The organism is Streptomyces sp. 2114.4 (assembly GCF_900187385.1).
Taxonomy (GTDB): Bacteria; Actinomycetota; Actinomycetes; order Streptomycetales; family Streptomycetaceae; genus Streptomyces; species Streptomyces mooreae.
On the sequence record NZ_FYEY01000001.1, the window covers coordinates 7,372,320 to 7,395,832 of the forward strand.

The window sequence follows — 23,513 nt, forward strand, 5'->3', positions numbered from 1 at the left end:
AGACACCCCCTAGAGTCGCCTCATGCGACGAAGGACAGGACTGGCGATGGCTGGGGCCGCGGCCCTGGCCTGGGGCGAGTGGTTGAACTGGCGCTGGTCTCGCACTCTCGTGGGGACCAGCGGGGGCGCTGCCGAGGCGGTGGTCGTGTTGGGTTACCGGAACCCTCAGGCGACCGCGAACTTCATCAACCGCTGGCGCGTCCGTGCGGGAATCCGCTCCCTCACCGCCGACGGCGCGGGTGCCACTCGCGTGATCTTCAGCGGCGGTGCGACCAGCAGTGTCGCCGCGGAGGCCCAGCTGATGGCTGACTACGCGACATCGGTGCTCGAGTTCGACGGCACGGTGCTCCTCGAAGACCAAAGCGGCACGACATGGGAGAACATCACGAACGTGATCCCGCTGCTTGAGGACGTCGACCGCATCAAGATCGTCTCCCAGCCGGCTCACGCGCTCAAGGCCCGCGCGTACTTGCGGCGCCAGCGCCCTGACCTTGCCAAGAGGCTCGTGCGCGCGGATGACTACCGCCCTGGCGAGTGGCTGGTCGGCAAACCGCTGCTGGCTCTCTACGGCCTTTGGACGCTCCGCCGTCTCAAGGCCGACGAGCGGAAGGCGAAGGCTACGCTGTAGACAGCCGCCGTCGCGCCGGCGTCACCAACGGTGGATCCTGTGCCGACGCCGGCAGACGTGCTGCATCCGAGGGCGGGAAAGGGCTCAGCGGTCGTCGTGACGCCGGCGCCAGCGGCTGGGGGACAGCCCGGCCTGGCGCTGGAAGAACGTGGTGAAGTTCGCGGCGTCATGGAAGCCGAGGCGCTCTGCGCAGCGTGCGGCGGGCAGGTCGGTGTGTGCGAGCAGCCGTTTGGCCTCCAGCAAGATCCGTTGGTCGAGGAACTGCTTGGCGCCCAGGCCCGTTGCCGTGCGGGTCGCACGGGTGAGGGTGCGCGGGTCGTAGCCGAGGACGGAGGCGTAGTCACGTACGTGGTGGTGCCGGGCGAAGCGTTCCTCGACCGCGGCCCGGTAGCGACGGAAGACGGCGTGCTCGGGGTCGAGCCCGGGTTCGTGTTTGTGGGGGGTGCCTGTCGGGGGACCGGCCGGCTCGGTGGGCAGCACCCGGAGCACGAGGGCGGACAGGAGATGGGCGAGCAGCGGCACCGAGGCCGGTCGCGGATTCGATACCGCTGCCGTGTGCTCGTGCCGCAGATGGTCCGCGGCCCGGATGGCCAGTTCCCAGGTGTCCTCGTCCAGTTGCCAGCAGGCCGGGCCGAAGACGTCCGCCGCCGCTTGCGCCGCGGGCCCCGGGGCCGGCGGGAAGCCCTGCGTGAAGAGCAGGAGGGGGCCTTCCAGATCGTCGACATCGGTCCAGCGGTGCACCACACCCGGACGTATCCACACGACGGTTCGCTCCCGCAGGGGGTGATCGACGAAGTCGGCGGTGTGTCGTCCCACGCCCGACTGCACCAAGCCCATGACATGGAAGTCCGGACGCTGAGGACGGGTTCGATGACGGCTGCGGTCCATGAGCCGCAGTTGCGCGAAGCTCAGCATCTCGACATCGAGTTGCGCCTCCGGAGCAGGGGTGTAGCGCAGCTGCCTGACTCCGGGAAGCTGACCGTTTTCCACAAGAAGCTCGCACCTTTCGACCGGGCCTGCGCTGTGGCGCGTCTGTAGCGTTCGGGGCATATCCACTGCTCAGCGACGTGAACTCAGGCTGGAGCAGTTCTTCGTACCCTTCCGCGATATAGCTCAGAGGTCTCCATGACGACAGTATCCACAACACACCACATCCCCGTGGCGGACGGCTCGATAGAGGTCCGCCGACGGAGAGGAAGCGGGCCCACACTGGTGTTCGTGCACTACTGGGGCGGGTCCGCCGGTACGTGGGACGCAGTGGTGGAACGGCTCCCGGCTGATCGGGCCACGGTCCGCTTCGACCAGCGCGGCTGGGGCTCGTCGCGGGCGCTGCCCGGACCGTACCGACTGGACGAGCTCGCTGACGATCTCATCGACATCGTCAAGGGCCTTGGCCTGGGCACCTTCGTCCTCGTCGGGCACTCGATGGGCGGCAAGGTGAGCATGCTCGCCGCCGCCCGCCGTCCCCCGGGCCTGGCAGGGATGGCCCTGCTGGCTCCCGCGCCGCCGGAGCCGCTCGCGAGCGTGACTGCCGAGTACCGGGATTCCCTCTCCCACGCCTACGATTCGGCGCGGTCCGTCGGGCAGGCGCTCGACCATGTCCTCACCGCCACGCCCCTGGCCGGGGCCGTCCGCAGCGCCGTCGTGCGGGACAGTCTGAACAGCGACGAAGCCGCGCGTCTGGAGTGGCCCCTGCGGGGGATCGCCACGGATGTCACGGACGCCGCCAGGGCCATCGAGGCCCCCGTCCTCGTTCTGGCCGGCGAGCGAGACCAGGTCGAACCGCCGGACGTCCTGCGCCGCTGCCTCCTGCCCAGCGTCCCCCAGGCCCGATTCGAGATCGTCCCGGCCAGCGGTCACCTGCTGCCTCTGGAGGCTCCCGCCGAAGTCGCCGCGGCACTGGAGGACTTCGCCGGGGGGCTCGGCTGCTGATACGGAGAGGAGGACCGTCCTTGAAGAGGAGGACCCTCGCCGTCTTGCTCTTGGCAGGCGTGGCGCCGGCCTCGCCACGCCTCGCCGATGTTGTGGCAGTCGCGCTCTTCCCGGAAACCGCGGCGGCCGGCAGCCGGACGCGGCGGTCGACTGGCGCGCCCACGGTGCCACCGGAGCCGTGGGTATGCCACCGGCCCGTCCATGGCCGGCCCGCGCGGGACGCGTCGGCGGGCCTCCGCGGTCGGATTCGTCGGCTGCACGCCTCGGCTGCACGCTTCGGCCGAACGCCTCGGCCGGTCGCCTCGGCTCAGTGCAGCAGCGCCGTCACGAACGCTTCCTCGTGGCGGACGATGTGTGCCCGGTCCGCCCGGTAGAGCGCGTCGTGCCCATCGGCAATGTGCCGGGCGAAGGCAGCGACACCGGCTGCGGCCTGCTCGTGTAGGTGTCTCACGAGGTGTTCCAGCCGTTCGGCCGCGGTATGGGGCAGGGTTTTTCGGGTGGTGGGATCGAGTGCGTACGCGTCGGCGAACAGCCGCAGCCGACGAGACCGTTCGGCGACCGGCAGGCGGAAGTCCTGGTTGTCCGCCCCGGTCAGTGGCACGAACCGGTATGCGGCATAGGCAAGGTCCCAGACCCGCGGCCCGGGGTGAGCGGTGTCGAAGTCGATAAGCGCAACGGGGCCCCCGTACCGGTAGACCGTGTTGTACGGGGCGAGGTCACCGTGGCAGACCACCTCGGCGGGCTCGCACGGTGGCTGGCACCACTGGGCATCCGGAGGCGGAACGAAACCGGCGGGTGATGCTCCATGGCCCCACGGGGCCGGGCCGTCCGCCCGCTGCGGACGAGTGGTTGACGCCGCCAGCGGTCAGTGGCTGTTCGCCGGCACACTGCCTCGCTGCCCCTTGGCCCGGCCCCCTGGCCCGGCCTTATGTGACGTGCGCCGGCCGGGCCACTGAGGGCAGCAGAAGGCCCCCGTGCCGTCCACGGCACAGCTGTGAACTGCGATTCTGCCGGGCATCGACGGAGGATGCACTACCCGGAGTTGGTGTCGGTGCGGGCGAAAATGCCTTCCAGCATTCCGGTGGCCTGCCCAACCTCGATCAGATAGCCATCAGGATCGCGGAGGTAACAACGAACCTCGGCACGCCGGTCGATCGGCGGAGTCAGGAACTCCGCCCCTTTCGCGCTCCACTCGGCGTAGCAGGCCTCGATATCGGCGACCCGCAGGTTCATGAAGCTGGAGACGGTGTGCGGCTCGCCGGGCGGGACCAGCGTCACATCGGGCTTGTCCGGGGTGGGCCCGCCGCCCGGATTCATGATGATCCAGCTGTTGGCGAGCTTCACGATGCAAGGATTCTCGTCCAGCACGACCTGCCCGCCGATCACCTCGCTGTAGAAGCGACGCGAACGCGCCACATCGCGCACCGTCAAGAAATGTGTCATCAGCAGCCCCTCACTCGGGGCCGGAATACCGTCGTTGCCCATCTTCAGCCTCTCTCCGCCGGCCGCGATACACCGGACACCCGGCGCGTCATCAATTCCCCGATCCCGACGCCGCCGGTGCAAGCACACCACTGCGCCGCTGCGACTCGGGTCCGCTCTACAGCCCAGTGCCGTCCAGCGCGCCGTTCTGCACTCGTCGGGCCGTCCCGGTCAACGGAGACACCGCGATCGCCGTCGGCACCCCTCAGGGAACTCGGGGAAATCCGTGCGCCGGCAACTAGCGGCAACTAGCGGCAGCCGGGCAGGAGGGATGGGCAGCGGGCACCCTCCACCGGTAGAGAGATGCGGCCAAGGTGACAGACACTCCGCGAGGGCCAGGAGCCCGTGGCGGCGCTTCCCTCATAGCCGGCCACCACGGTCTCCACCTTCCATGTCATCGCGCGTCGGTGCCCGCTGCAACCCGTGGGTGCGCGGCCGGAGCCCAAGGGGCCTTTCCGCCCCCTGGGCCGGTGAGCGCCTGCCAGGCGGGACAGGGCCAGGCGGGTGACGATGGAGCTGAACCCACCGACCGTGCTCTTTCCTGGAGGAGGCAGACGGCATGACACACCCCTCCGATTCCGATTCCGCAGGCACCAGCCCTCCGCACGGCACCGAGCCCAGAGACGTCTCCCAAGCCGGTGGCCTGGGCGCCCTGGCGAACATGGGCTGGCAGTTCCTGCTCATCATGGGCCTGGCCGCGATCGCCCTGGGCATCGTCGCCCTGGCCTGGCCCAGCCAGACCCTGCGCGTCGTCGGCGTGCTCTTCGGCATCTACCTGTTGGTCGCCGGTGCCTTTCAGCTGGCCGGTGCCTTCGGCACACACGTCCCCCGGCACCTGCGGGTGCTGCATTTCGTCGCGGGTGCGCTCTTCATCCTGCTGGGCCTGGTCTGCTTCCGGGGCACCCTGGAATCGATTCTGCTGCTCGCGCTGTGGATCGGCTTCGGCTGGTTGCTGCGCGGCATCATGGTGACCGCCACGGCGGTCTCCGCCGAGGAGATCCCCGCACGCGGCTGGCAGATCTTCTCGGGAATCATCACCACTCTGGCAGGCATCGTGCTGATCGTGATGCCGTTCAGCTCGATCGCCGCACTGACCTTGGTGGTGGGCATCATGGCCATCGTCGTAGGCGCTGTCGAGGTCTTCCACGCTATCAAGATGCGCGTCGAACTCGGCCACCTCACCCAGGGCACCGCCACCAAGAAACGCCCCATGTTCCACTCCCGCCCCCACCCCCAGCACTGATCACGGCCGCGCCGGCCGAGTAGCGAGGCACTGTCTGATCCACGCAGCCACCTCAGCCGGACACGAGACACAGACGGCGTGGTGGTGACACCTCCGATGACCTGGCGACCGCATCTCCCCGGCATCGCACCCTGCGACGACGCCGGGGGCATGTGGCCGTCGGTCGTGACGAGGCGCCAGATCCAAAGGGAGATGGCGACGTGCGGGCACGGGGGAGTGGGTCCGGGACGAAGAAAAGAGCAAGGCTCCCTGCCGCTGCCAGGCGGTTCGACCGCCGCTGCTGACCTCGGGCGAGTTGTGGGCGCAGTGAACGGTAGGAAAGTCGGTCGGGAGGAGGGAGGCCCGGCTTCCACCGACAAGCGGGCTTGAGGCAACGCTGTGCCATGTAAGGAGCGGAGAGGTTGCAGCGGCGAAGCAACCTCGGCCAGGCGCCTTCCCTCTTACCTCACGCAATCGCTCCCACCCGTAACCCCTCCAACGGGAGGGGCTGTTGCAGCGCTGCGTGCCCGTGCGTCTCCGGTCGCCGGGTGCGAGGACGACGATCTGCCGCGGCTCGGCTCGCCCGCGCAGAGATAGCCGCCCCCACAGAAAGTGCTCCATGTCTTTCACCGGCCAGAAGATTCCCACCCTGGCAGTGACAGCAACGGCGCTGTGCTTTGCCCCGGCCATCTGGCGGCACTGGTCACGCCTGTTCCGGCAGGCAGCGCCGTACAGCCTCGGACGACGCGCCGTCAGTCCGGCGGCAGAACCTCTCTCCACCGCCGTGGCACGACCAGATGGTACGGCTGCGCCGCACCCGAAATCCCGACGCGGCTCTGCCCTGTACATCATTGCTCCGTTGTAAGGACCGGAATGGCTTGCACCGCGCCGAAGGATTCCTCCGCTCCTCCGAGGAATCCACCGCCGAGGCTGTACGCACTGGACGGGCTGCGCTTTGTGGCCGCGTTTCTGGTGGTGGCGTACCACTACATCACGCTGCGGGATGGCTGGGGGAAAGATCCAGAAGCCATATCGTCGTCCGTGTACCATCTTTCGGAGTACGGCTGGCTCGGCGTGGAAGTTTTCTTCCTGATCAGCGGATTCGTCATCTGCATGAGCGGCTGGGGGCGCTCGCTCGGAGACTTCGTGACATCTCGGGTTTCACGTCTCTACCCGGCCTACTGGGTCGCGGTACTGCTGACGGCGGCAGTCTTGACGGCGTTCCCGGATGTCCGCAGTGTCGGCAGTTGGCAAAATATCCTCACGAATCTCACCATGCTCCAAGAAGGAGTCGGGGTACCTGACCTCGATGACGTCTACTGGACACTGTTCGTGGAGCTGAAATTCTACTTGCTGTTCGCCATCGTCATCTTCCGTGGTGTCACCTACCGAAGGTGCGTGCTCTTCTGCGGGCTGTGGACAGTGGCCGGAATCTTTTCGCTGGGTTCGCATAACGAACTGCTCACCTCCTGGGCGGTCTCCCAGTACTCCCCGTACTTCATTGCCGGAATCGCCTTCTATCTCATGCACCGCTTCAGGCCCAATGCCTTGTTGTGGGCCATCGTGACCGTGTCATTCTTGCTCGCCCAGCACTACGTCCACGGCCGCTTGGTGACAAATCTCGGCGCGAAAGCGGATGTGGTGGATGAATGGCCGGCGCGGCTGTTGATCCTGATGGCCTTCGTGACGATGGGGGCTATCGCGCTGGGATTCTTCGACCGGCTGCGATGGAGTTGGCTGGCGACCGCCGGGAACCTCACCTACCCGCTCTACCTGATACACATGTATGTGGGATTCACGATTATTGCCCTACTGCGCCACCATGTTCCAGCAGGGCTGCTCTTTCCGGCGGTCACTGTGTTCATGCTGGTGATCTCCTGGATCATTCATCGCTATGTGGAACGCCCGATCGGCAGAAAACTACGGCACGCAATGAAAAGAAGCATGAAGGAGATGCGGGCAAACTCGATGGACCACGGCCGTTCGTGTCCCCCTGTTCGCGCCGAAGCGGAAATCCGTCCACATGCTGATCGAACCGAGCGCCGGAGAGTTCATGTTCCGTAGCGCTGTCGTGCCCGTACGGCGGACGGACCGTGGCTTTCGGCTACCCCGCCGCCCCCTGACGGGGAGGGAAGCCTGCCCCGGACCGAGGGCCCGGGAGTTCAGTCCTGCGGGGAGCCGGCGGAATGGTGGACGTGCAAGGTGAGGCCCGTGATCCGGCCGGACTGGATGACGGGGCCGTGTTGCGTCCCGCCACTGATGTCGTTGTGCACGGTGGCCCGTGGGATGCTCGGCGCGGTGTTCGTGAGCCGCTGCAGGGATGCGAGCAGGTCGCGCAGGTCGTCGCCGGTGGCGGGCCCGGCCTGTAGAACATGCTGCAGATGGGCGTGCCACCGGGCGGTGAGGTCATCGGCGGTGTGCGTACGGTCCGCAGCCCGGGCGTCGAGCAGCCGGGCCCGGACGGAGTCCAGGGTGGCTACCGTGGCAACGTCCGTACCGGTACGCGAGAAGAACCGTCCGACCGCTGTGTAACTCGCCGGCGGGTCGAACTTTCTGAGCAGTCCTTCGGCCGTCTCGTGCCGGTCCTGAGTCGTGATGATGTCGGCGATCTGATCGTCGTTCTTCGCAAGCCACCGGACGGTTGACCACGGGTTCGACGCCGCAGGCCTCCAGGGGGTACCACCGTACGGTCGCGGATGGGGCGGCCAGGGCGAGCAGTGCACCGTCGGCCCGGAGGGCGGCGTCGCACAGTCGGGCGAGATTGGCTGGGCGCCTTGATGCCTCGTTCGACCTTGCTCAGCTGCGCCTCGCTGTAGTGCACGGCGGCGGACAGGCGGCCCGCGACCCGAGCCGCCTCACGAGGACCGAGCGGCGTGGGGAGCTCACCCCTGCGGACCAGGGGTTCCGTCGGTGCCTTCCCTCTTCGTGTCGATCCTGTGCAGCTTTGCGGTCGGGGGCATGGAATCCGGACGTGGCCGCCCATCTCGCCGTGTGGGGCCTGTCCACGCCGTGATAGCACGGAGTGATCCGATTCAAGGGAGGCTACGTCCGCATGGGCATCTTCAGCCGTCGTCAGAGCGCGACTTCCGAGCCGACGCAGGCTGTTGGCCTTCGTACGCCTTTCCCGGCGGCCGAAACCACCGGGGTCGAGCTCGACCCCGCACTCCGTGCGCTGACCGGAGAATGGACCATCGACCGCCCGCACAGTCGCATCGGATTCTCCGTGCGCCACGCGATGGTGACGACGGTGCGGGGTGCTTTCACCGATTACGACAGCGCGCTGTATTTCGACGGAGCTCAGCCTTCCCGGTCCCGGGCCGAGCTCGTCATCCGGGTCGCCAGTGTCGACACGGGCGTGGAGCAGCGGGACGCGCACCTCATCGGCACCGACTTCTTCGACGCGAACCGCTACCCGGAGATGGTGTTCCGCAGCACCTCCACGACTCACGAGGGTGCAGAGAACTTCCGCATGACAGGGGACCTGACCATCCGCGACGTCACCCGGCCGGTCGAGCTGCAACTCGCCTACCTCGGCTCCGTCTTGGACCCGTTCGGCTATGAGCGGGCCGGTTTTGACGCCACCACCACCATCGACCGCACCGAGTGGGGCTTGGTCTACAACCAACGTCTGGAAGCGGGCGGCGCCATGGTGAGCGAGAGGGTCCGGCTGCAGTTCGATATCTCCGCGATCCGGTCCGTGCCGCCGGCGTAGCTGCCCCGGAAGGAGGTCCACTGCGTTCCGTCGCCCACACTCTCACTTCATCGTGGTCATGCGTGGGCTCGGGACCGGCTTCAGCGTTTCGCGGCCGCCGACGAAGTGCGCGGTGTGCGGGGGGAGTCCAAGCGGGGAAGGACAGCGCATGACGCCTGCGACGACACGTGCGGGCGCGCCCCTTCACTGCGCGTGCAGTGCCCAGCTGCTGCCGTCGACGGACGCCGTTCCGGGCAGGGCGATCAGTTCGGGCTTGAACAGCGGTGGCGAGTCCATCGCGGGCTCCCAGGTCGCTACCTTCTCGTCCTGCGGGACCTCGATGCGCCTGTCCTGGGCCAGGTCGGCGACCACCTTCAACAGCAACCGCACACCGAGCGGGGCCAGGTGTTCGCGCCACAGGCTCTGCGCGGTCGAGCCCGGAGGTACGAACAGGTGCTCCTGGGCGGCGAGAGGGCCGGCGTCGGTGCGCTCGGTGAGGTGGTAGACACTCCCGCCCGTCACCTTGTCACCGTCGCGGATCGTCCACCGGATGGCGTCCCGGCCGCGGTGCAGGGGAAGCAGGCTGGGGTGGTAGCCGATGGTGGCGACGGCGGCCCTGGCGCGCGTGTGGCGGCCGAGAAAGGCGTGTGAATGCGCGGCGACGATCACGTCCACCCCGTCCGGGACATGTCTCGCGCGCAGTTCGGCCGAGTCCGTCCACGGTATGTCCCGCGGGTACGCCCAGGAGCGCAGGCGGTCCCAGGACATCGCGTTGCTCTCGTCGGAATGCCCCTTGCGCAGCCGGGGGGCGGCTGCGCCGACGATCTTGTGCCCTTCCTCCAGCAGGGCATCCGCGACCTGCACCGCGAATGCCCCTTGTCCTGAGATGTAGATGTTCATCACGCGCGCTCCGTGCGGTCGCTGGTCGGGGTGGGTTCAGTAGGGGTAAGAACGCTCCGTCACGGCACAGGGCCGGTTGACAGCGGTTCCGGTGCCGAGCGGCAGGGCGTACCGCCGGCCGGCGTTCGCCACCACCCGCCGGCCGGCCCCGCCGACGACGACGGGCGTACCGCTCATCGGTCGGCCTCCTTCAGTCCACGGTGATCGGGCCGGAACCGCACCGGCAGGGTGGAGAACCCGGTCAGGAAGTTGGACCGGATGCGCAGTGCCTCGTCGGTCTGCTCGAATCCGGTGGTGAAGTCCCGCAGCGCGAGCAGCAGTTCGGAGATCTCCACCTTGGCCAGGTACGAGCCGACGCAGAAGTGCGGGCCGTAGCCGAAGGCCAGGTGTTTGTTGGGGGTGCGGCCGAGGTCGAACTCCCCGGGCCGTGCGAAGACCCGTTCGTCCCGGTTGCCGGAGGCGTGCCAGAGCGTGACGATCTCGCCCGGCCGCAGCCGTACGCCATGCAGTTCGCGCTCGTGGACGACGCTGCGCCCGAAGTGCATCGTGGGGGACGCCCAGCGCAGCACCTCGTCCACGGCGGTCTCCACGGCGACCTCACCGTGTTTGAGCCGTCGCCACTGCTCGGGCCGGTCCGCGAGGGTGTGGACACAGTCGATCATCGTGAGCCGGCTGGTCTCGTCGCCACCGATGATCAGGCTGTAGCAGTTGAGTACGACGTCCTCGTCGGACAGGGGGACACCGTCGATGGCGCTGCCGATCAGCATGCTGATCACGTCGTCGCCCGGTGACTCGCGCCGCTCCTCGACGAGGTCCATGAAGTACATCAGGATCTCGTTGCGGGCCATCTCGGAGTCGACTTCGTCGACGTCCTCGTCATCGGTCGACAGCGCGGTCTTGGTCAGCGACAGGAGGAAGTCCCGGTCCTGCCCGGGCACGCCGAGCAGGTTCGAGATCGTGGTCATCGGGATCCGACTGGCGATCCGCTCGGCGAAGTCGCAGCCGCCGGACTCCACCGCCTCGCGGATCAACTGCCGGGTGTTCACCCGCACCGTCTGCGCGACCTCGTTGAGCACCCTCGGTGAGAGCACCCGCTGAAGGATCTTGCGCAACTCGTGGTGCCGGTGTCCGTCGGTGACGGCCAGCATCCGGCCTGCCCCTGCGTCACCGCCGCCCAGCAACGTGACGAGCACATTGCCGCGCTCGGACGTGAAGTTCACGTTGTCCCGGTAGGTGGCCATGATGTCGTCGTAGCGGGAGATGACCCAGAACCCCCGGCGGCCGTCGGCCGGAGGGTTCCAGTACACCGGGGCGGTGTCCCGCAGGGTGCGCCAGAACCCGTCGAGTTCGTGGTCCGCGAAGGTATGGGGGTCACCCAGGTCCACGGTGGCCGGTGCGGGTGTGCTCACGGTCACCAGTCCGTACGCCAGAACCGGCGCGGCTGGAAGGGGTAGGTGGGCAGCGGCACGCGGTGGCTGGCCTCCCCGCGGTGCAGGGAGTCGAAGTCCACCTGTGTGCCGGTCACCCAGGCGGCGGCCAGCTCGGACAGGGCCGGTATGTCCGTCCCGGACGGCACGATCCCGTTGTCGCTGCGGGGGAAGGAGTCGGCGTCCACCCGCGGCGCGGCAGCGGTCTCGGTGGCCAGGCCCCGGGGGGAATCGCCGGACAGCGCCGCGATCAGCTCCGCACGGCTGCGGACCACGGCCGCCCACCGGCGGGACATCACCTTGCGGCCCAGGTTGAGGCTGAAGCAGACGTCGTCCAGGCGCAGGTCGGGGTCGGCGTTCAGCCAGTCCTTCAGCCGGGCGCGCTGACGTGCCAGCGCTTCGTCGTCCAGGGCGGACAGGGTGGCCAGTCGCGGCCGGCCCTCGGCCTCCGGGGTGCGTTCGACGACCGTCGGGGCCTCTTCCAGCACCAGGTGCGCGTTGTAGCCACCGCCGCCGATCGAGGTGATGCCCGCACGGCGGATACCGGACTCCGACGCCCAGTCCGCCGTCTCCCACTGCGGCACGAACGGGGTGCTGGGGAGGTCGAGGTCCTGGTTGACCTCGGTCAGGTTGATCGTCGCCGGCAGCTTCTTGTGGTACAAGGCCATCGCGGCCTTCACCGCACCGAAGCCGCCCGACACCACACCGCCGTGGCCCACGTTGCCCTTGACCCCGCCGATCGAGGTGGTGCCGCTCTGCTTGCCGAACGCCATGCTCGCCGCGTGCACTTCGAGCTCGTCGGTCATCGGCATACCGAGACCGTTGGCCTCGTACATGGACACGGTGTCCGGGGCGACGCCGCCCACCTCCATGGCGTTGGCGATGCACGCGCTCAGCCGCTCGGGCTGGGCCAGGCCGTAGGCCATCGCGCTGACGCCGTTGTTGTTGACGGCCGAACCCTTGACCACGGCGTAGAGGTGGTCACGGTCGGCGACGGCCTGAGCCAGCGGCTTGAGCAGCACGGTGACGACACCGCTGGACAGCGCGGTGCCGGTGCCGTTGGCGTCGAACGGGCGGCAGTGGCCGTCCTTGGACAGGATGCGGTTCTCTTCCCACAGATGACCACGGGGGTGGGGCAGACGGACCATCGCACCGCCGGCGACCGCCATGTCGGTCTGGCCGAGCAGCAGCGACTGGCAGGCCAGGTGCACCGCGTAGTGGAACCCGGCACAGACGGCGGCAACGGTGACGGCCTCGCCGGTGAGCCCCATGTAGTACAGCGCGTTGGACGTCATGGTGTCCGGCGACCACGCGAGGCTGGCCTCGATCGCCTCGGGGCCGACCGACACCCGGTCCGGCGGGGAACTGTAGAGCGCCGCGGTCTGCGGGTTGTTGGCGCCGTACATGCCTATTTCGGCGGTGACCCGGTCCGGGTCGTAGCCGCCGTCCTCGAGCGTTTCCCACGCGCTCTCCAGGAACAGCCGGTTCTCCGGGGTCATCGCGGCCGCCATCCGGTCGCTGATGCCGAACACCGACGGGTCGAACTTGTCGTACGTGTCGAGGACGCCGCAGGCCCGCACGTAGAACGGGCTGTGGATCAAGGTCTCGTCGACGTGGATGTCGTCCTTGGCCAGGAACGACACGGACTCCCTGCCGTGTACGAGATTGTCCCAGAACTGTTCCTTGGTACGGGCGCCGGGCGCCCGCAGGGACATGCCGATGACGGCCACATCACCGGGGTCGTAGTCCTGCTCGGGGCTGTCGGTCATGGAAAGGCTCCTGCTTCGAGTCGAGTGGGGGTCTCAGCGGCCGGTGGCGGCGCCGCGGCCACGCAGGGCGGCGCGCCGGGTGTGGGCGCGCAGGCGAGCCGACTGGACCACCTCGGGGGTGGCGCCGCTCTCCTCGTCGAGCCAGCGGCCGAGGGAGGAGATGTCACGGAAGCTGAAGAGGTCGGGCACACGGACGCGGCGGTCGAACCGCCGGGTCATCAGCCTGGCCAGCCGGACGAGCAGCAGGGAGTCGCCGCCGAGGTCGTAGAAGGCGGACCGGACGTCGATGCTCGCCGGTTCGAGGTCGAGCAGCTGGCCCCAGATCTCCGCCAGCGCCACCTCGGTCGGCGTGCCGGCGGCCGTCAGGGGTCCGCCGGTGTCGGCGGCCGGCGGCTCGGGAAGCGCGGTGCGGTCGAGCTTCCCGCCGGGCGCCAGCGGCAGTGCGCTCAGGAACACGATCGTGCCCGGCACCATGTAGTCGGGCAGCTGGGTGGCGAGCTTGTCGGTGAGGGTGGCCTGCAGTCCGGCGTCCAGCCGGACGCCGTCCCGGGGGTCGCCCTCGGGCACGACGTAGCCGATGAGCCGGTTGCCCCGGACGGCGGCGGCGGCTTCCCGGACCTCGGGGCAGCCGGTCAGCCGGGCCTCGACCTCTTCCAGTTCGATGCGGTAGCCGCGCAGCTTGACCTGGTGGTCGGTGCGGCCGTTGAACCGGAGTTCACCGTCGTCGGTGAGCGTGACGACGTCACCGGTGCGGTACATGCGTGCGCCGTCCAGGAACGGGTCCGGCACGAACCGTTCGGCCGTGGTGCGGGGCCGGTTGACGTAGCCGTGGGCCAGGCCGGCACCACCGATGTAGAGCTCGCCGGGCACGCCGGCCGGCAGCTGCTTCAGATTCTCGTCGAGCACGTAGGCACGGGCACTGACCGACGGCGTGCCGATCGAGGGCTCACCCATCTCGCCTTCCGGCACCGGCCCGAACGAGCAGAAGACGGTTCCTTCGGTGGGACCGTAGGCGTTGAAGACCCGGTCGGCGCCGGTCTCCCGGTACGTCCGGTCCACCAGCTTGCGCCGCAGGGGCTCGCCGCCGAACACGACCGTGCGCAGGTTCGCCGGCAGACATCCGGCGTCGAGCAGGCCGTTCATCACCGACGGGACGACATTGAGGTGGGTGATCTTGTCGGCGTACCGGCTCTCCGGCAGGTGGACGGCGCTCTCCACGAGCACGACGGCGCCGCCGCGGCACAGCGCGGCGAAGATCTCCATCACGGACATGTCGAAGCAGACCGAACTCGCCGCCGAGACGCCGCTCAGATCGCAGCCTTCGAGGATGCGGTCCATTTCGGACAGCATGGCAACGCAGCCGCTGTGGTGGATGGCCACGCCCTTCGGCCGTCCGGTGGATCCCGAGGTGTAGATGAGGTACGCGGTGTCGCCGGGCACGACCGGCACGGGCCGCTCGCCGGGCTCGGTCGTCACGGTCTCGCCCAGCACGACCAGGGTCGGGCCGGCCGGGCAGCCGGCCCGGGAAGCGGGCGTGGTCAGCAGCAGGTGGGTGCCGCTGTCCCGGACCATGAAGGCCAGCCGCTCGGACGGATACTTCGGGTCCAGGGGGACGTAGCAGGAGCCGGCGCGCAGAATGGCCAGGATGCCGACGAGGAGGTCGGGGGTGCGCTCGATGCAGATGCCGACCGGGACACCCGGTCCCGCGCCGTCGGCGACGAGCCGTTCGGCCAGCACGAGGGACCGCTCGTCCAGGTCGCGGTAGGTCAGAACGCCGGCGTCGGAGTAGACGGCGGGCGCGTCGGGGTTCTTGACCGCTTGCTCGCGGAACTCGGAGTGCAGGGTTATGGTCACCGGTCCGTCTCCTCGGGGCAGCCGCTCGGGGCGATGTCCTGGAGTGCCAGGTCGGGGCGGGCGATCGAGTCGAAGAGCACGGTGCGGTAGAGCGCGAGCAGTGCCGTCACGGTCTGCCTTTCCAGGTAGCTCGGTTTGTACTGGATGTGGCCGGCGACCTCGCCGTCGATGTCGGCCATCGAGATCTCCAGGTCGAATTTGGCGAGGTGCCTGCGTACCTGGAGCGGTTCGAGCGGCAGGGCGCCGTCGGGCGTGATGGTCTCCCCGATGCCGTGGAAGAGCTTGACGGACCGGGGAAACGCGTCCGAGGACAGCCAGTTCACCACCACGTCGAACCACGGGGAGCGCCCCTCGGCCCTCGGCGGCTTCAGCTGGGAGGCCAGCAGGTCGAGGGGTAGTTCATGTGCTCCAGCAGGCCGAGCGAGAAGGCGTGGACCTCGCGCAGCAGGTCGCGGAAGCTGCGGTCACCGGCGGGTTTCGCACGCACCAGCACCGTGTTCAGGTAGTAGCCGATGGCGGATTCCCAGCCGGGTTCGCCGCGCTGGGCGATGGCGGTGGCCAGTACGGAGTCCTCGGCGCCGGCCGCGCGGTTGAGCGTGGCGAAGAAGCCGGCCAGCACGACGGTGCTGATCGACACGCCCTCGCGCACCGCGAACTCCCGCAGCAGCCGGGTCTCTTCGGCGCTCCAGCGGAACGTGAGGTCACGGCCTTCGTAGGTGACGCCGGGAGGCCGTTCCATGGGGGACAGGTCGAGGTGGGCGGGCGGATCGGCCAGTTTCTCCGACCACCAGCTCAGTGCCGCGTCGGCCGCCGGGCCGGCCAGCCACTGCCGCTCCCACTCGACGAACTCCGTGTAGGGGGCGACCGGTCCGCCGGCGGCGGGGTCGACGCCCTCGTAGTACTCCTGGAGTTCGCGGATCATCACGTCGGCCGATGCCGCGTCCGACGCGATGTGGTGCACGAGCACCAGCAAGTAGTGGTCCGCCGGACCACGGGTCATCAGCACCACCCGCACCAGCGGCCCGTTGTCCATGTCGAGCGGCAGGTGTCCGTACTCGGCCAGTTCCTCGCGGGCTTGTTCGTCGTCCCGGCCGGTGCTGTCCACCACGACGAACTCGTACACCGGTTCGTCCAGGATGACCTGGTACGGGCTGCCGCCCGCCTCGACGAAGAGCGTGCGCAGCGCGGGATGCCGCTCCATCACGGCCCGCACGGCGCGGTCGAGTGCCTTCTCGTCGACCGCGGTCCGGATCCGGGCGGCCACCATGAAGTTGTACGGCACCGCGTCCGGCGCGATCATCTGCATGAACCACAGCGATGCCTGGCCGTGCGAGGCCGGTGCCAGTTCGAGACCGAGGCCGCCGGCCCGCAACTGATCAATCGCCGGTGCGTCGGTGGGGTCCAGCAACCCGCGCGCGGCCAACTCCTCCACCAGCTCCTCGGTGTCCAACTCGGACAGCTCGTCGAGGAACGTCATGACCGGCTCGGCCTGCGGCTCCGGCGTCGGCACGACCACCGCTTTCGGCTCCGACTCCGACGCCCGGGCCGGTTCCACCTCCGCGGCCGGCGCCCGGTCGGCCGCCGCGGCTGTCGTCGGCCGGCCGATCGCCTCGATGAGGTGGTCGACGACCTCGGATATGGTCCGGCCGTTCAGGAACACCACCGGCGACACCCGCTGCCCGAACAGCGCTTGCAGCCTGTTGACGAGGCGGAGCGCCAGCATCGAGTCAAGACCGAAGTCGCGCAGGCTCGCGCCCTCGCCGAACGTGCTCGCCGGCACGCCCACCGCGTCGGCGATCTCGCCGAGGACGACCTCCTCCAGAGGCCTGTTCTCCATGCTCTCGGCGACGGGCTCGGCCACCGTCGCGACCACGGGCTCGGCCACGCCGGCGACCACGGGCGCGGCCACGGTTGCGGCGACCGGCGCCGAAGGGACGCCGGGGTGCGGGGCCGTGTCCAGCCAGTACCGGTCCTTCTGCCACTGCACGAGCGGGGTTTCCACGACCTCGACGTCGTCGGCGAACAACGAGTCGAAGGTCAACGGGAGGCCCCTGACGTACAAGGACGCGGCGGCCCCCAGCAGACAGCGGACGTCACTTTCTTCACGCCGCAGGGAGTTGACCGCGTGCACCTGGGCACCACGGGACAGCGCGATCTCCTCGACCGCGCCGCGCAACGTCTCGTGCGGGCCGATCTCGATGAAGGTGCCGACGCCGTCCTCGACCAGGGCACCGATCGTCTCGGCGAACCGGACCTGGTTGCGCAGGTTGTGCACCCAGTAGTCGACGTCGGTGACCGGGTTCACCGTGTCGGCCAGTGCCGTGGAGCGGAAGGTGAGGGTGGGCGTCAGCGGGGTGATGCCGTCGATGCGTTCGCGCAGCGGCTGGATCAGCGGATCCATGCCGGGGCTGTGCACCGGCCTTTCGACCCGAATCCTGCGGGTCGGGATCCCGGCGCCCTGGAGGTCGGCCTCCAGGGCGCCGATGGCTTCGGGTGAGCCCGACACCGCCGCGCTGGTGGGGCTGTTCACCACGGCGATGGCCACCTGCTCGGTGTACGGGGCAATCCTCGGCAGCAGCTCCTGCTCCGGCAGGTCGACCGAGATCATGGCGCCGGCGGCCGCCTCCCGTTCGAGCAGGTGCGACCGGGCGACCACGACGCGAGCGGCGTCGTCCAAGGACAACGCGCCGGCGATATGGGCGGCCGCGACCTCGCCCAGGCTGTGCCCGACGACAGCGGTCGGCTGGATGCCGAGTTCGAGCCAGACCTTCGCCAGCGAGACCTGCAAGGCGAACAGAACAGGCTGCTGGAAGTCCATTTCGTCGAATCTGGAGCGGTCGGCAGGGGCGGCGAGCTCGTCGAGCACCGAGCAGCCGCCGGCCGCGCGCACGGCGGCGTCGCAGGCGTTCATCCACCTACGGAAGCCGGCGTGCCGACGCATGAGCTCCCGGCCCATGCCGGCCCATTGCGTCCCGCCGCCGGAGAACACCAGCGCCACCCGCCGGTCCCCGTTGCCGGCGACCGTGCCCGTGACGACGTCCGGGTGCGGCTGACCGGCGGCGACCCGGGCGAGCCCGTCCAGGACGTCCTGACGGTTGCGGGCGAACAGCGCTATCCGGTGGCTGTGGTGGGTACGCCTGGCCGCCAGTGTGTAGGCGAGGTCGGAAACCCGCAGGCCCGTGTCGCGTTCGACATGGTTGGACAGTTCACGACAGGTGTCGGTCAGCGCGGCCGCCGTACGCGCCGTGACAGGCACGAGATGCACCTGCTCGTCGGCCGCGGCCTCGCCCCGTCCCGGGGTGACGTGCCGTTTCCGGTCGCCCGCGGTGAACGGGCCGGGGGTGACCGGGAGGCCGGCGGTGTAGAGCACGCCGAGCGAGCCGAGCAGGGTCGAGGCCTCGTCGGCGCCACGACGGAGCGAGGGCAGGGTGGTCGCCGTCAGGATCTCCGACACGGACTTGAGCAGTACGGGGTGCGGACTGAGTTCGATCACCGCGTCGATGTCGTGGTCGCGCAGGTTCGTCAGGGCGTCGACCACCCGGATCTCCTGGCGCAGGTTGTCCGCCCAGTAGTCAGGCCCGAGCTCCGCGCCGTCGACGAGCTCCCCGGTGACCGTCGAGATCATCGGGATGCGGGTGCTCCGGGGCGTGATGCCGTCGAGTTCGGTCCTCAGCGGGGCGAGGACGTGGTCGACCAGCGGCGAGTGCGGTGCGTGACCCATCCGCACCCGGTGGTTCGTGACGCCGTCGCCGGTGAGCCGCCGGCTCAGCTCGTCGATCTCTTGCGGTGTGCCGGTGACCAGGGTGGAGTTCAGCCCGTTGTAGCCGGAAACGGTGAGCCCGCCGCTCAGGTACTGCTTGACGTCGTCCGCACCGGTCATGACCACGATGCCGTCGCCCCGCCCGACGGCCAGCTGCTGGAGGAGCCGGCCGTGGTGGGCGGCCAGGCGGGAGGCGTCCTCGAAGTCGAGTGCGCCGGCGATGTGGGAGGCGGCGAACTCTCCGACGCTCTGTCCCACGACGACGTCCGGCTCCACCCCCAGCGAGCGCCAGGCGTCGGCCAGCGCGACCTGCAGGGAGAACAGCAGCGGCTGGAACACATCCATGTCGTCGATGCGGCCGTCGGGGGACAGCAACTCGTCGACGAGCGAGAAGCCCAGCAGCTCGCGCATCCGCTTGTCGGAGCGCATCATGGACCGTCGGAACACGGGCATACCGGCGAGCAGCTGCCTGCCCATGCCCACCCACTGCGAACCGTTGCCCGAGAAAAGGAACGCCACCCGCGGCCGGCGTCCGGTGATCTCACCGACGCTCACCCCGGCGGCCGTCGCGCCGGTGCCGAAGGCATGCAGCTGCGCCCTGAGTTCGGTCATGTCGTGGGCGGTGGCCGCGAGCCGGAACCTGCCCTCGCCGGGTGCCCGGCTGCACAGCGCCCACAGGTCCATCTCCTCGCGCAGTGCCAGGGCCCGCTCGGCCAGCGCCTCCCGGGAGTCCCCGGCCAGCAGGAGGAGTGACCTCTCGGGGCGCGGCAGCTCCTCGACGACGACGTGACAGATCGCGCCGCCGAATCCGAACGAGCTGACGCCTCCTCGGCGCGCGTCGGACCGTCTCGGCCACGGCGTCAGCCGGTCCTGGACGGTGAGGCGGTACTCGTCGAACATGATCTGCGGGTTCGGCGAGGCGTAGTGCAGGCTCGGCGGCAGCACGCCGTTGCGCATCGACAGGGCGAGTTTGACCAGGCCGACGATGCCCGCCGCCGCCTCCAGATGCCCGACGTTGGACTTGACGGAGCCGAGCCGCAGGGGCTCCGCCCGGTCACCGCCCAGGACGGCCCCGATGGCGTTGGCCTCGATCGGATCGCCGAGGGGCGTGGCGGAGCCGTGGCACTCGATGTAGTCCACGAGGGACGGTTTGATGCCCGCCCGCCGGTACGCGGTGCGGAGCATCTTCTCCTGCGCCTGGGGGTTCGGCGCGGTCATGCCGTTGCTCAGCCCGTCGTTGTTCGACGAGCTGCCCTTGATCACGCAGTACACCGGCAGTTCGCGTTCGAGCGCCACGCTGAGCGGGGCGAGCACGACGACGCCGGCGCCCTCACCGCGGACGTAGCCGTTGGCCCGGGCGTCGAACGACTTGCAGCGGCCGTCCGGAGCGAGGGCGCCCATCTGGTCCATGGCGGTGTAGTAGTCGGAGACGAAGCTCAGGTTCACGCCACCTGCCAGCACCAGCTCGCTCTCGCCCATCCAGATCGACTGGCAGCCCACGTGCACCGAGACCAGCGATCCGGCGCAGGCGGCGTCGATGGCCATGCTCGGGCCCTGCAGGCCGAGGAGGTAGGAGACGCGGTTGGCGATGATGCCGTCGTGCATACCGGTCGCGGTGTGCGGGGTGATCTGGCTGTCGGGACCGCGGTAGTGCGCCAGCGCGGCGTAGTCGCCCCAGCAGGAGGCCATGAACACGCCGGTGTCGCTGCCGACGAGGCTGTGGGGCGCGACCCCCGCGTCCTCCAGTGCCTCCCAGGCCAGCTCCAGAATCAGACGCTGCTGCGGGTCCATCTGGACGGCTTCGCGGGGGGAGATGCCGAAGAACAGCGGATCGAACCGGTCGATGCCGTCGATGAACCCGCCCCACCTCACCTTGTCGTTCAGGAGGTCACGTCGCGCGGCCGGCACCGGGCCGACGGCGTCGCCGCCCTCGACAAGGAGCCGCCAGAACGCGGACGGGTCCGGTCCGCCGGGGAACCTGCAGCCGATGCCCACGATCGCGATGGGTTCGTGTGATGCCGTACGACGGTCGTTGCCCGCGGTGGTGGTCTCCGCGGCACGTGGACCCTCGACGAGCGCACGGGACAGCTCGTCGAGAGTCGGGTACTGCCACATCCAGGTGGCCGGAACTTTCCAGCCGAGGAATTCGGATAACGAGGTGGCGAGAGTCGTCAACTTCAGCGAGTCCAGGCCGTACTGGTGCATCGGTGCCCAGCGATCCACCGCGCCCTTGGGCACGTCCAACAGCTCAACAACGCGAGAGAGCAGAAACTCTGATATGGCATGCACATCTCGTGCTGCGTGCTCTTGGGGCATTACGGCTCCTCAGCGGGGCGGAGGGAAGGGACTGATGAAGCTTTCGGCCGGATGAACAGGTGCTCAGAAACTCCCTCTGCGCTGTGCCGGCAGCGGGATGGAAGTGGTTGCGGCGCACATGCGGCCGTGCCGATGGCATGGCCGGGGCCGATGCTTCTCGAAAGGGTGAGTCGGTACCCGAACAGCTGGTCACGGGGATGGCTCATGACACGGAAGCGTTGCTTCGACGTGTCGGGTGCCGCAGTGCAGCTGAATACGAGGAATCCCGGTCAGGGGCAAGGGGATCCGTGTCCTGCTGGGCCGGCTGTCCCGCTCCGGACGGGAACGTATGGCTGGAGAAAAACTAAGAGCTGCACCCGACCCGTTCCCCCGTTAAGTCGTCGTGGCTGAATCAGATCGCGATCTGATTCAGGACCGCTGCCCGGCAGCCCTGCTACCGGCCTACATCGTCCATTTCCTGGTCAATTCGATCCGCGACTGCATTGCCTTCGAGGACGTGCACGCGGAACTCCCCATCTCCACAATCACTGCCAGAACAGCGTCAAGATCCATTTCCCGGGTGAAGAATGATGCGGACTGGCGTGAACCGCATCGCAAGGTGCTCGCCGGCCCGGCGAACTTCAGACTGCCACCCTGTGAATGGTGAAACAAGTGTGGCTTGTGAGTCAGAAGGTGCACTGGCCTGATTTGGCCCCCGAGTGACTGGTTCGCCCTCTTGCCGCGCAATCGTCTTCCTCGTGGCGTGTGGAGTTGGCTGTGGCGAAAGCGCGGAAGGACGCCCGGTTCGGAACTGCGCTGCGCGCCCGCCACCGTGCCTCGGCCGACGGGAGGTGGGGCCGGCTCCGTGAGCGATGTTCCGGTGGCATACGCGTCGGGCCGGGCTGGACAGCGATCGGGCGGCGCTGCAAGCTGCTCGGCATGAAAATCATGAAACCTGTGACCGCACGACCCGGTACGCCCCCAGCGGTTGTGGGTGACGTGTCCGCCCGATTATGGCTCAGCCGCCACACCCCTCGGACAGCCGTCGGCCGAAGCCGTGACGGTGAGTTCCCCGGGAGGCTCGCATGACCAGTACCGCGGTGATGCCACGGCACAGGCCAAGCCTGGCACTTGGGGCACTGGCCGGAGCGCTCGCACTGGACGTGAGTGGTCTCGGGGTGCTCAACGCTGCCCTGCCGTCCGTCGGAGCACGCTTCGCTCTGGACGAGGCCACCCTCCAGTGGGTCATGATTGCTTACGCCGTCACGTTCGCCGGCTTCCTCCTGGTGGGCGGCCGCCTGGCCGATGTCTTCGGCCGACGACGGGTCTTCGAATGCGGTGTCGCCCTGTTCACGGTGGCCGCGCTGGCCGGGGCCGTGGCGCCGGACACCGGCGTTCTGCTCGGTGCGCGGGCGGTCCAGGGCATCGGCGCGGCCCTGTCAGGCCCGGCCGCACTGGCCCTGCTGACCGAGGTGTTTCCGGCCGGTCCGGCGCGTAACCGAGCCCTCAGTGTGTACGCCGCGGTCGGCGCGGCGAGCTTCAGCGGCGGGGTGCTGCTGGGCGGTGTACTGACCCAGTTCCTCGGCTGGCGGTCGGTGCTGTGGTTCTCGGTGATCCTGGGGCTGGCCGTGCTGTCCGTGACGCGCGCCGGGCTGCCCGGTGGTGTCGGGCGCGGCGGCCGGCTGGACCTGCCCGGCGCGATCTCGGGCACTCTCGGCCTCACCCTGGTGGTCGTCGGCGCGAGCAGTGCCGGCACGTTGGCCTGGAGCGCACTTTGCGTGGCAGTGGCCTTGCTGGTGTTCTTCGTCGTGCGCGAACACCGCACCGCCGACCCGGTGCTTCCCCTCGGCCTCTTCCGGATCGCCTCGGTACGGGCCGCCGGCCTGGCAGCGTTCCTGCAGTACATGGCCTCGGTCGGGATGCTGTTCTTCGCGCCCCTGTATCTCCAGGAGATGCTGAAGTACTCCCCGCTCCAGTCCGGTCTCGCACTGGTACCGATGTCGGCGGGTGTGTTCCTCACCGCCAACTTCGTCACCGGACGCCTGCTGGCCAGGTACACCCCGCGCACGCTGATGGTCGTCGGGCTCGTCCTGATCGGCGGAGGAACAGCGCTGTGGATGACCACCCCGCACGACGGCAACTATCTGCTGCATGTGCTGCCCGGCCTGGTGATCAGCGGCATCGGCCAGGGACTGAACTTCCCCTCGATGACGTCCTCCGGGCTCACCGGCGTCGAGCCGGACCGGCACGCGGTCGCCGGGGCGGTGAACGTCGTGGCACAGCAGATCGGCGCCAGCGTCGGAGTGGCGGTCATGGTCCTGGCCGCGGCCACCGTCAGCGACCAGCTCACCGGCTACCACCTCGCTTACCTCACGGCCGGCATCGCCTGTGTGCTCGGAGCGGTGTTCATCGCCCTGGCAGGCCGTCGTGACCAGCACGGAGTGACCACGTGAACCGGGCCCTGGCCTGAGCGGGCCGAGCGAAGGCGCCTGCCGGACAACAGCCCGGGTCAGGCGCCTGCTCTGCTGTCTCCAGAAGAACCCCAGCTTCTCG

At 69.0% G+C, this 23,513-nt stretch carries 18 protein-coding genes; 7 read left to right on the plus strand and 11 right to left on the minus strand.

Annotated elements, in window-relative coordinates; all coding sequences use genetic code 11:
• Positions 1 to 22 precede the first annotated feature (22 nt).
• Positions 23 to 628 carry a YdcF family protein gene (locus tag CFW40_RS32510; RefSeq protein ID WP_088801317.1) on the plus strand — a complete coding sequence of 202 codons (606 nt, stop codon included), beginning with the start codon at positions 23 to 25 and terminating at the stop codon, positions 626 to 628.
• Positions 629 to 712: 84 nt separating this feature from the next.
• Here the strand turns inward: CFW40_RS32510 and CFW40_RS32515 are convergent, their stop codons facing one another.
• Complete coding sequence (locus CFW40_RS32515; protein ID WP_088801318.1) at positions 713 to 1,618, minus strand: AraC family transcriptional regulator; 906 nt, start codon at positions 1,616 to 1,618, stop codon at positions 713 to 715.
• A 135-nt stretch (positions 1,619 to 1,753) separates the two neighbouring features.
• Here CFW40_RS32515 and CFW40_RS32520 point away from each other — a divergent pair, with 135 nt between their 5' ends.
• Positions 1,754 to 2,560 carry an alpha/beta fold hydrolase gene (locus CFW40_RS32520; protein WP_176956307.1) on the plus strand — a complete coding sequence of 269 codons (807 nt, stop codon included), beginning with the start codon at positions 1,754 to 1,756 and terminating at the stop codon, positions 2,558 to 2,560.
• 307 nt (positions 2,561 to 2,867) lie between these two features.
• Here CFW40_RS32520 and CFW40_RS32525 read toward each other — a convergent pair whose 3' ends face one another.
• Both CFW40_RS32525 and CFW40_RS32530 read right to left on the minus strand, forming a co-directional pair.
• Positions 2,868 to 3,422, minus strand: coding sequence for a phosphotransferase (locus CFW40_RS32525; protein WP_088801319.1), 555 nt, complete (start codon positions 3,420 to 3,422; stop codon positions 2,868 to 2,870).
• 170 nt (positions 3,423 to 3,592) lie between these two features.
• Positions 3,593 to 4,045 carry a VOC family protein gene (locus CFW40_RS32530; RefSeq protein WP_176960244.1) on the minus strand — a complete coding sequence of 151 codons (453 nt, stop codon included), beginning with the start codon at positions 4,043 to 4,045 and terminating at the stop codon, positions 3,593 to 3,595.
• A 556-nt stretch (positions 4,046 to 4,601) separates the two neighbouring features.
• On the opposite strand from CFW40_RS32530, the gene CFW40_RS32535 reads away from it, so the two are divergent.
• Positions 4,602 to 5,285 (plus strand): HdeD family acid-resistance protein, encoded by a 684-nt coding sequence (locus CFW40_RS32535; RefSeq protein ID WP_088801320.1) that lies wholly within the window; start codon positions 4,602 to 4,604, stop codon positions 5,283 to 5,285.
• Positions 5,286 to 6,137: 852 nt separating this feature from the next.
• Positions 6,138 to 7,328 carry an acyltransferase gene (locus CFW40_RS32540; protein ID WP_088801321.1) on the plus strand — a complete coding sequence of 397 codons (1,191 nt, stop codon included), beginning with the start codon at positions 6,138 to 6,140 and terminating at the stop codon, positions 7,326 to 7,328.
• A gap of 98 nt (positions 7,329 to 7,426) precedes the next feature.
• Here the strand turns inward: CFW40_RS32540 and CFW40_RS32545 are convergent, their stop codons facing one another.
• Entirely contained in the window at positions 7,427 to 7,987 is a 561-nt protein-coding gene (locus tag CFW40_RS32545) for a hypothetical protein (protein ID WP_088801322.1), read from the minus strand.
• Between the two features lie 329 nt (positions 7,988 to 8,316).
• On the opposite strand from CFW40_RS32545, the gene CFW40_RS32550 reads away from it, so the two are divergent.
• On the plus strand, positions 8,317 to 8,976 hold the full coding sequence (locus CFW40_RS32550; RefSeq protein WP_088801323.1) for a YceI family protein: 660 nt from the start codon (positions 8,317 to 8,319) through the stop codon (positions 8,974 to 8,976).
• A 183-nt stretch (positions 8,977 to 9,159) separates the two neighbouring features.
• On the opposite strand, the gene CFW40_RS32555 is transcribed toward CFW40_RS32550, so the two are convergent.
• From CFW40_RS32555 to CFW40_RS32575, 7 genes are read right to left on the minus strand one after another with little or no spacing between them, the layout of a single operon-like run.
• A complete protein-coding gene (locus CFW40_RS32555; protein ID WP_088801324.1) occupies positions 9,160 to 9,855 on the minus strand; it encodes a formyltransferase family protein in 696 nt (231 codons plus the stop codon).
• Between the two features lie 36 nt (positions 9,856 to 9,891).
• The gene (locus tag CFW40_RS37370; protein WP_176956306.1) at positions 9,892 to 10,032 is read right to left on the minus strand and encodes a hypothetical protein; all 141 of its coding nucleotides are present in this window, start codon (positions 10,030 to 10,032) and stop codon (positions 9,892 to 9,894) included.
• Entirely contained in the window at positions 10,029 to 11,270 is a 1,242-nt protein-coding gene (locus tag CFW40_RS32560; RefSeq protein WP_088801325.1) for a cytochrome P450, read from the minus strand. Before CFW40_RS32560 ends, CFW40_RS37370 begins: the two co-directional genes overlap by 4 nt.
• Complete coding sequence (locus CFW40_RS32565) at positions 11,267 to 13,051, minus strand: type I polyketide synthase (protein ID WP_088801326.1); 1,785 nt, start codon at positions 13,049 to 13,051, stop codon at positions 11,267 to 11,269. Before CFW40_RS32565 ends, CFW40_RS32560 begins: the two co-directional genes overlap by 4 nt.
• Positions 13,052 to 13,084: 33 nt before the next feature.
• On the minus strand, positions 13,085 to 14,905 hold the full coding sequence (locus CFW40_RS32570) for a non-ribosomal peptide synthetase (RefSeq protein WP_088801327.1): 1,821 nt from the start codon (positions 14,903 to 14,905) through the stop codon (positions 13,085 to 13,087).
• Complete coding sequence (locus CFW40_RS37600; protein WP_218828943.1) at positions 14,902 to 15,228, minus strand: hypothetical protein; 327 nt, start codon at positions 15,226 to 15,228, stop codon at positions 14,902 to 14,904. Before CFW40_RS37600 ends, CFW40_RS32570 begins: the two co-directional genes overlap by 4 nt.
• A gap of 44 nt (positions 15,229 to 15,272) precedes the next feature.
• Positions 15,273 to 20,903, minus strand: coding sequence for a type I polyketide synthase (locus tag CFW40_RS32575; protein WP_256992068.1), 5,631 nt, complete (start codon positions 20,901 to 20,903; stop codon positions 15,273 to 15,275).
• A gap of 460 nt (positions 20,904 to 21,363) precedes the next feature.
• On the opposite strand from CFW40_RS32575, the gene CFW40_RS36820 reads away from it, so the two are divergent.
• Positions 21,364 to 21,627, plus strand: coding sequence for a hypothetical protein (locus CFW40_RS36820; RefSeq protein ID WP_143034515.1), 264 nt, complete (start codon positions 21,364 to 21,366; stop codon positions 21,625 to 21,627).
• A 418-nt stretch (positions 21,628 to 22,045) separates the two neighbouring features.
• Positions 22,046 to 23,413, plus strand: coding sequence for an MFS transporter (locus tag CFW40_RS32580; RefSeq protein WP_088801328.1), 1,368 nt, complete (start codon positions 22,046 to 22,048; stop codon positions 23,411 to 23,413).
• Positions 23,414 to 23,513 lie beyond the last annotated feature (100 nt).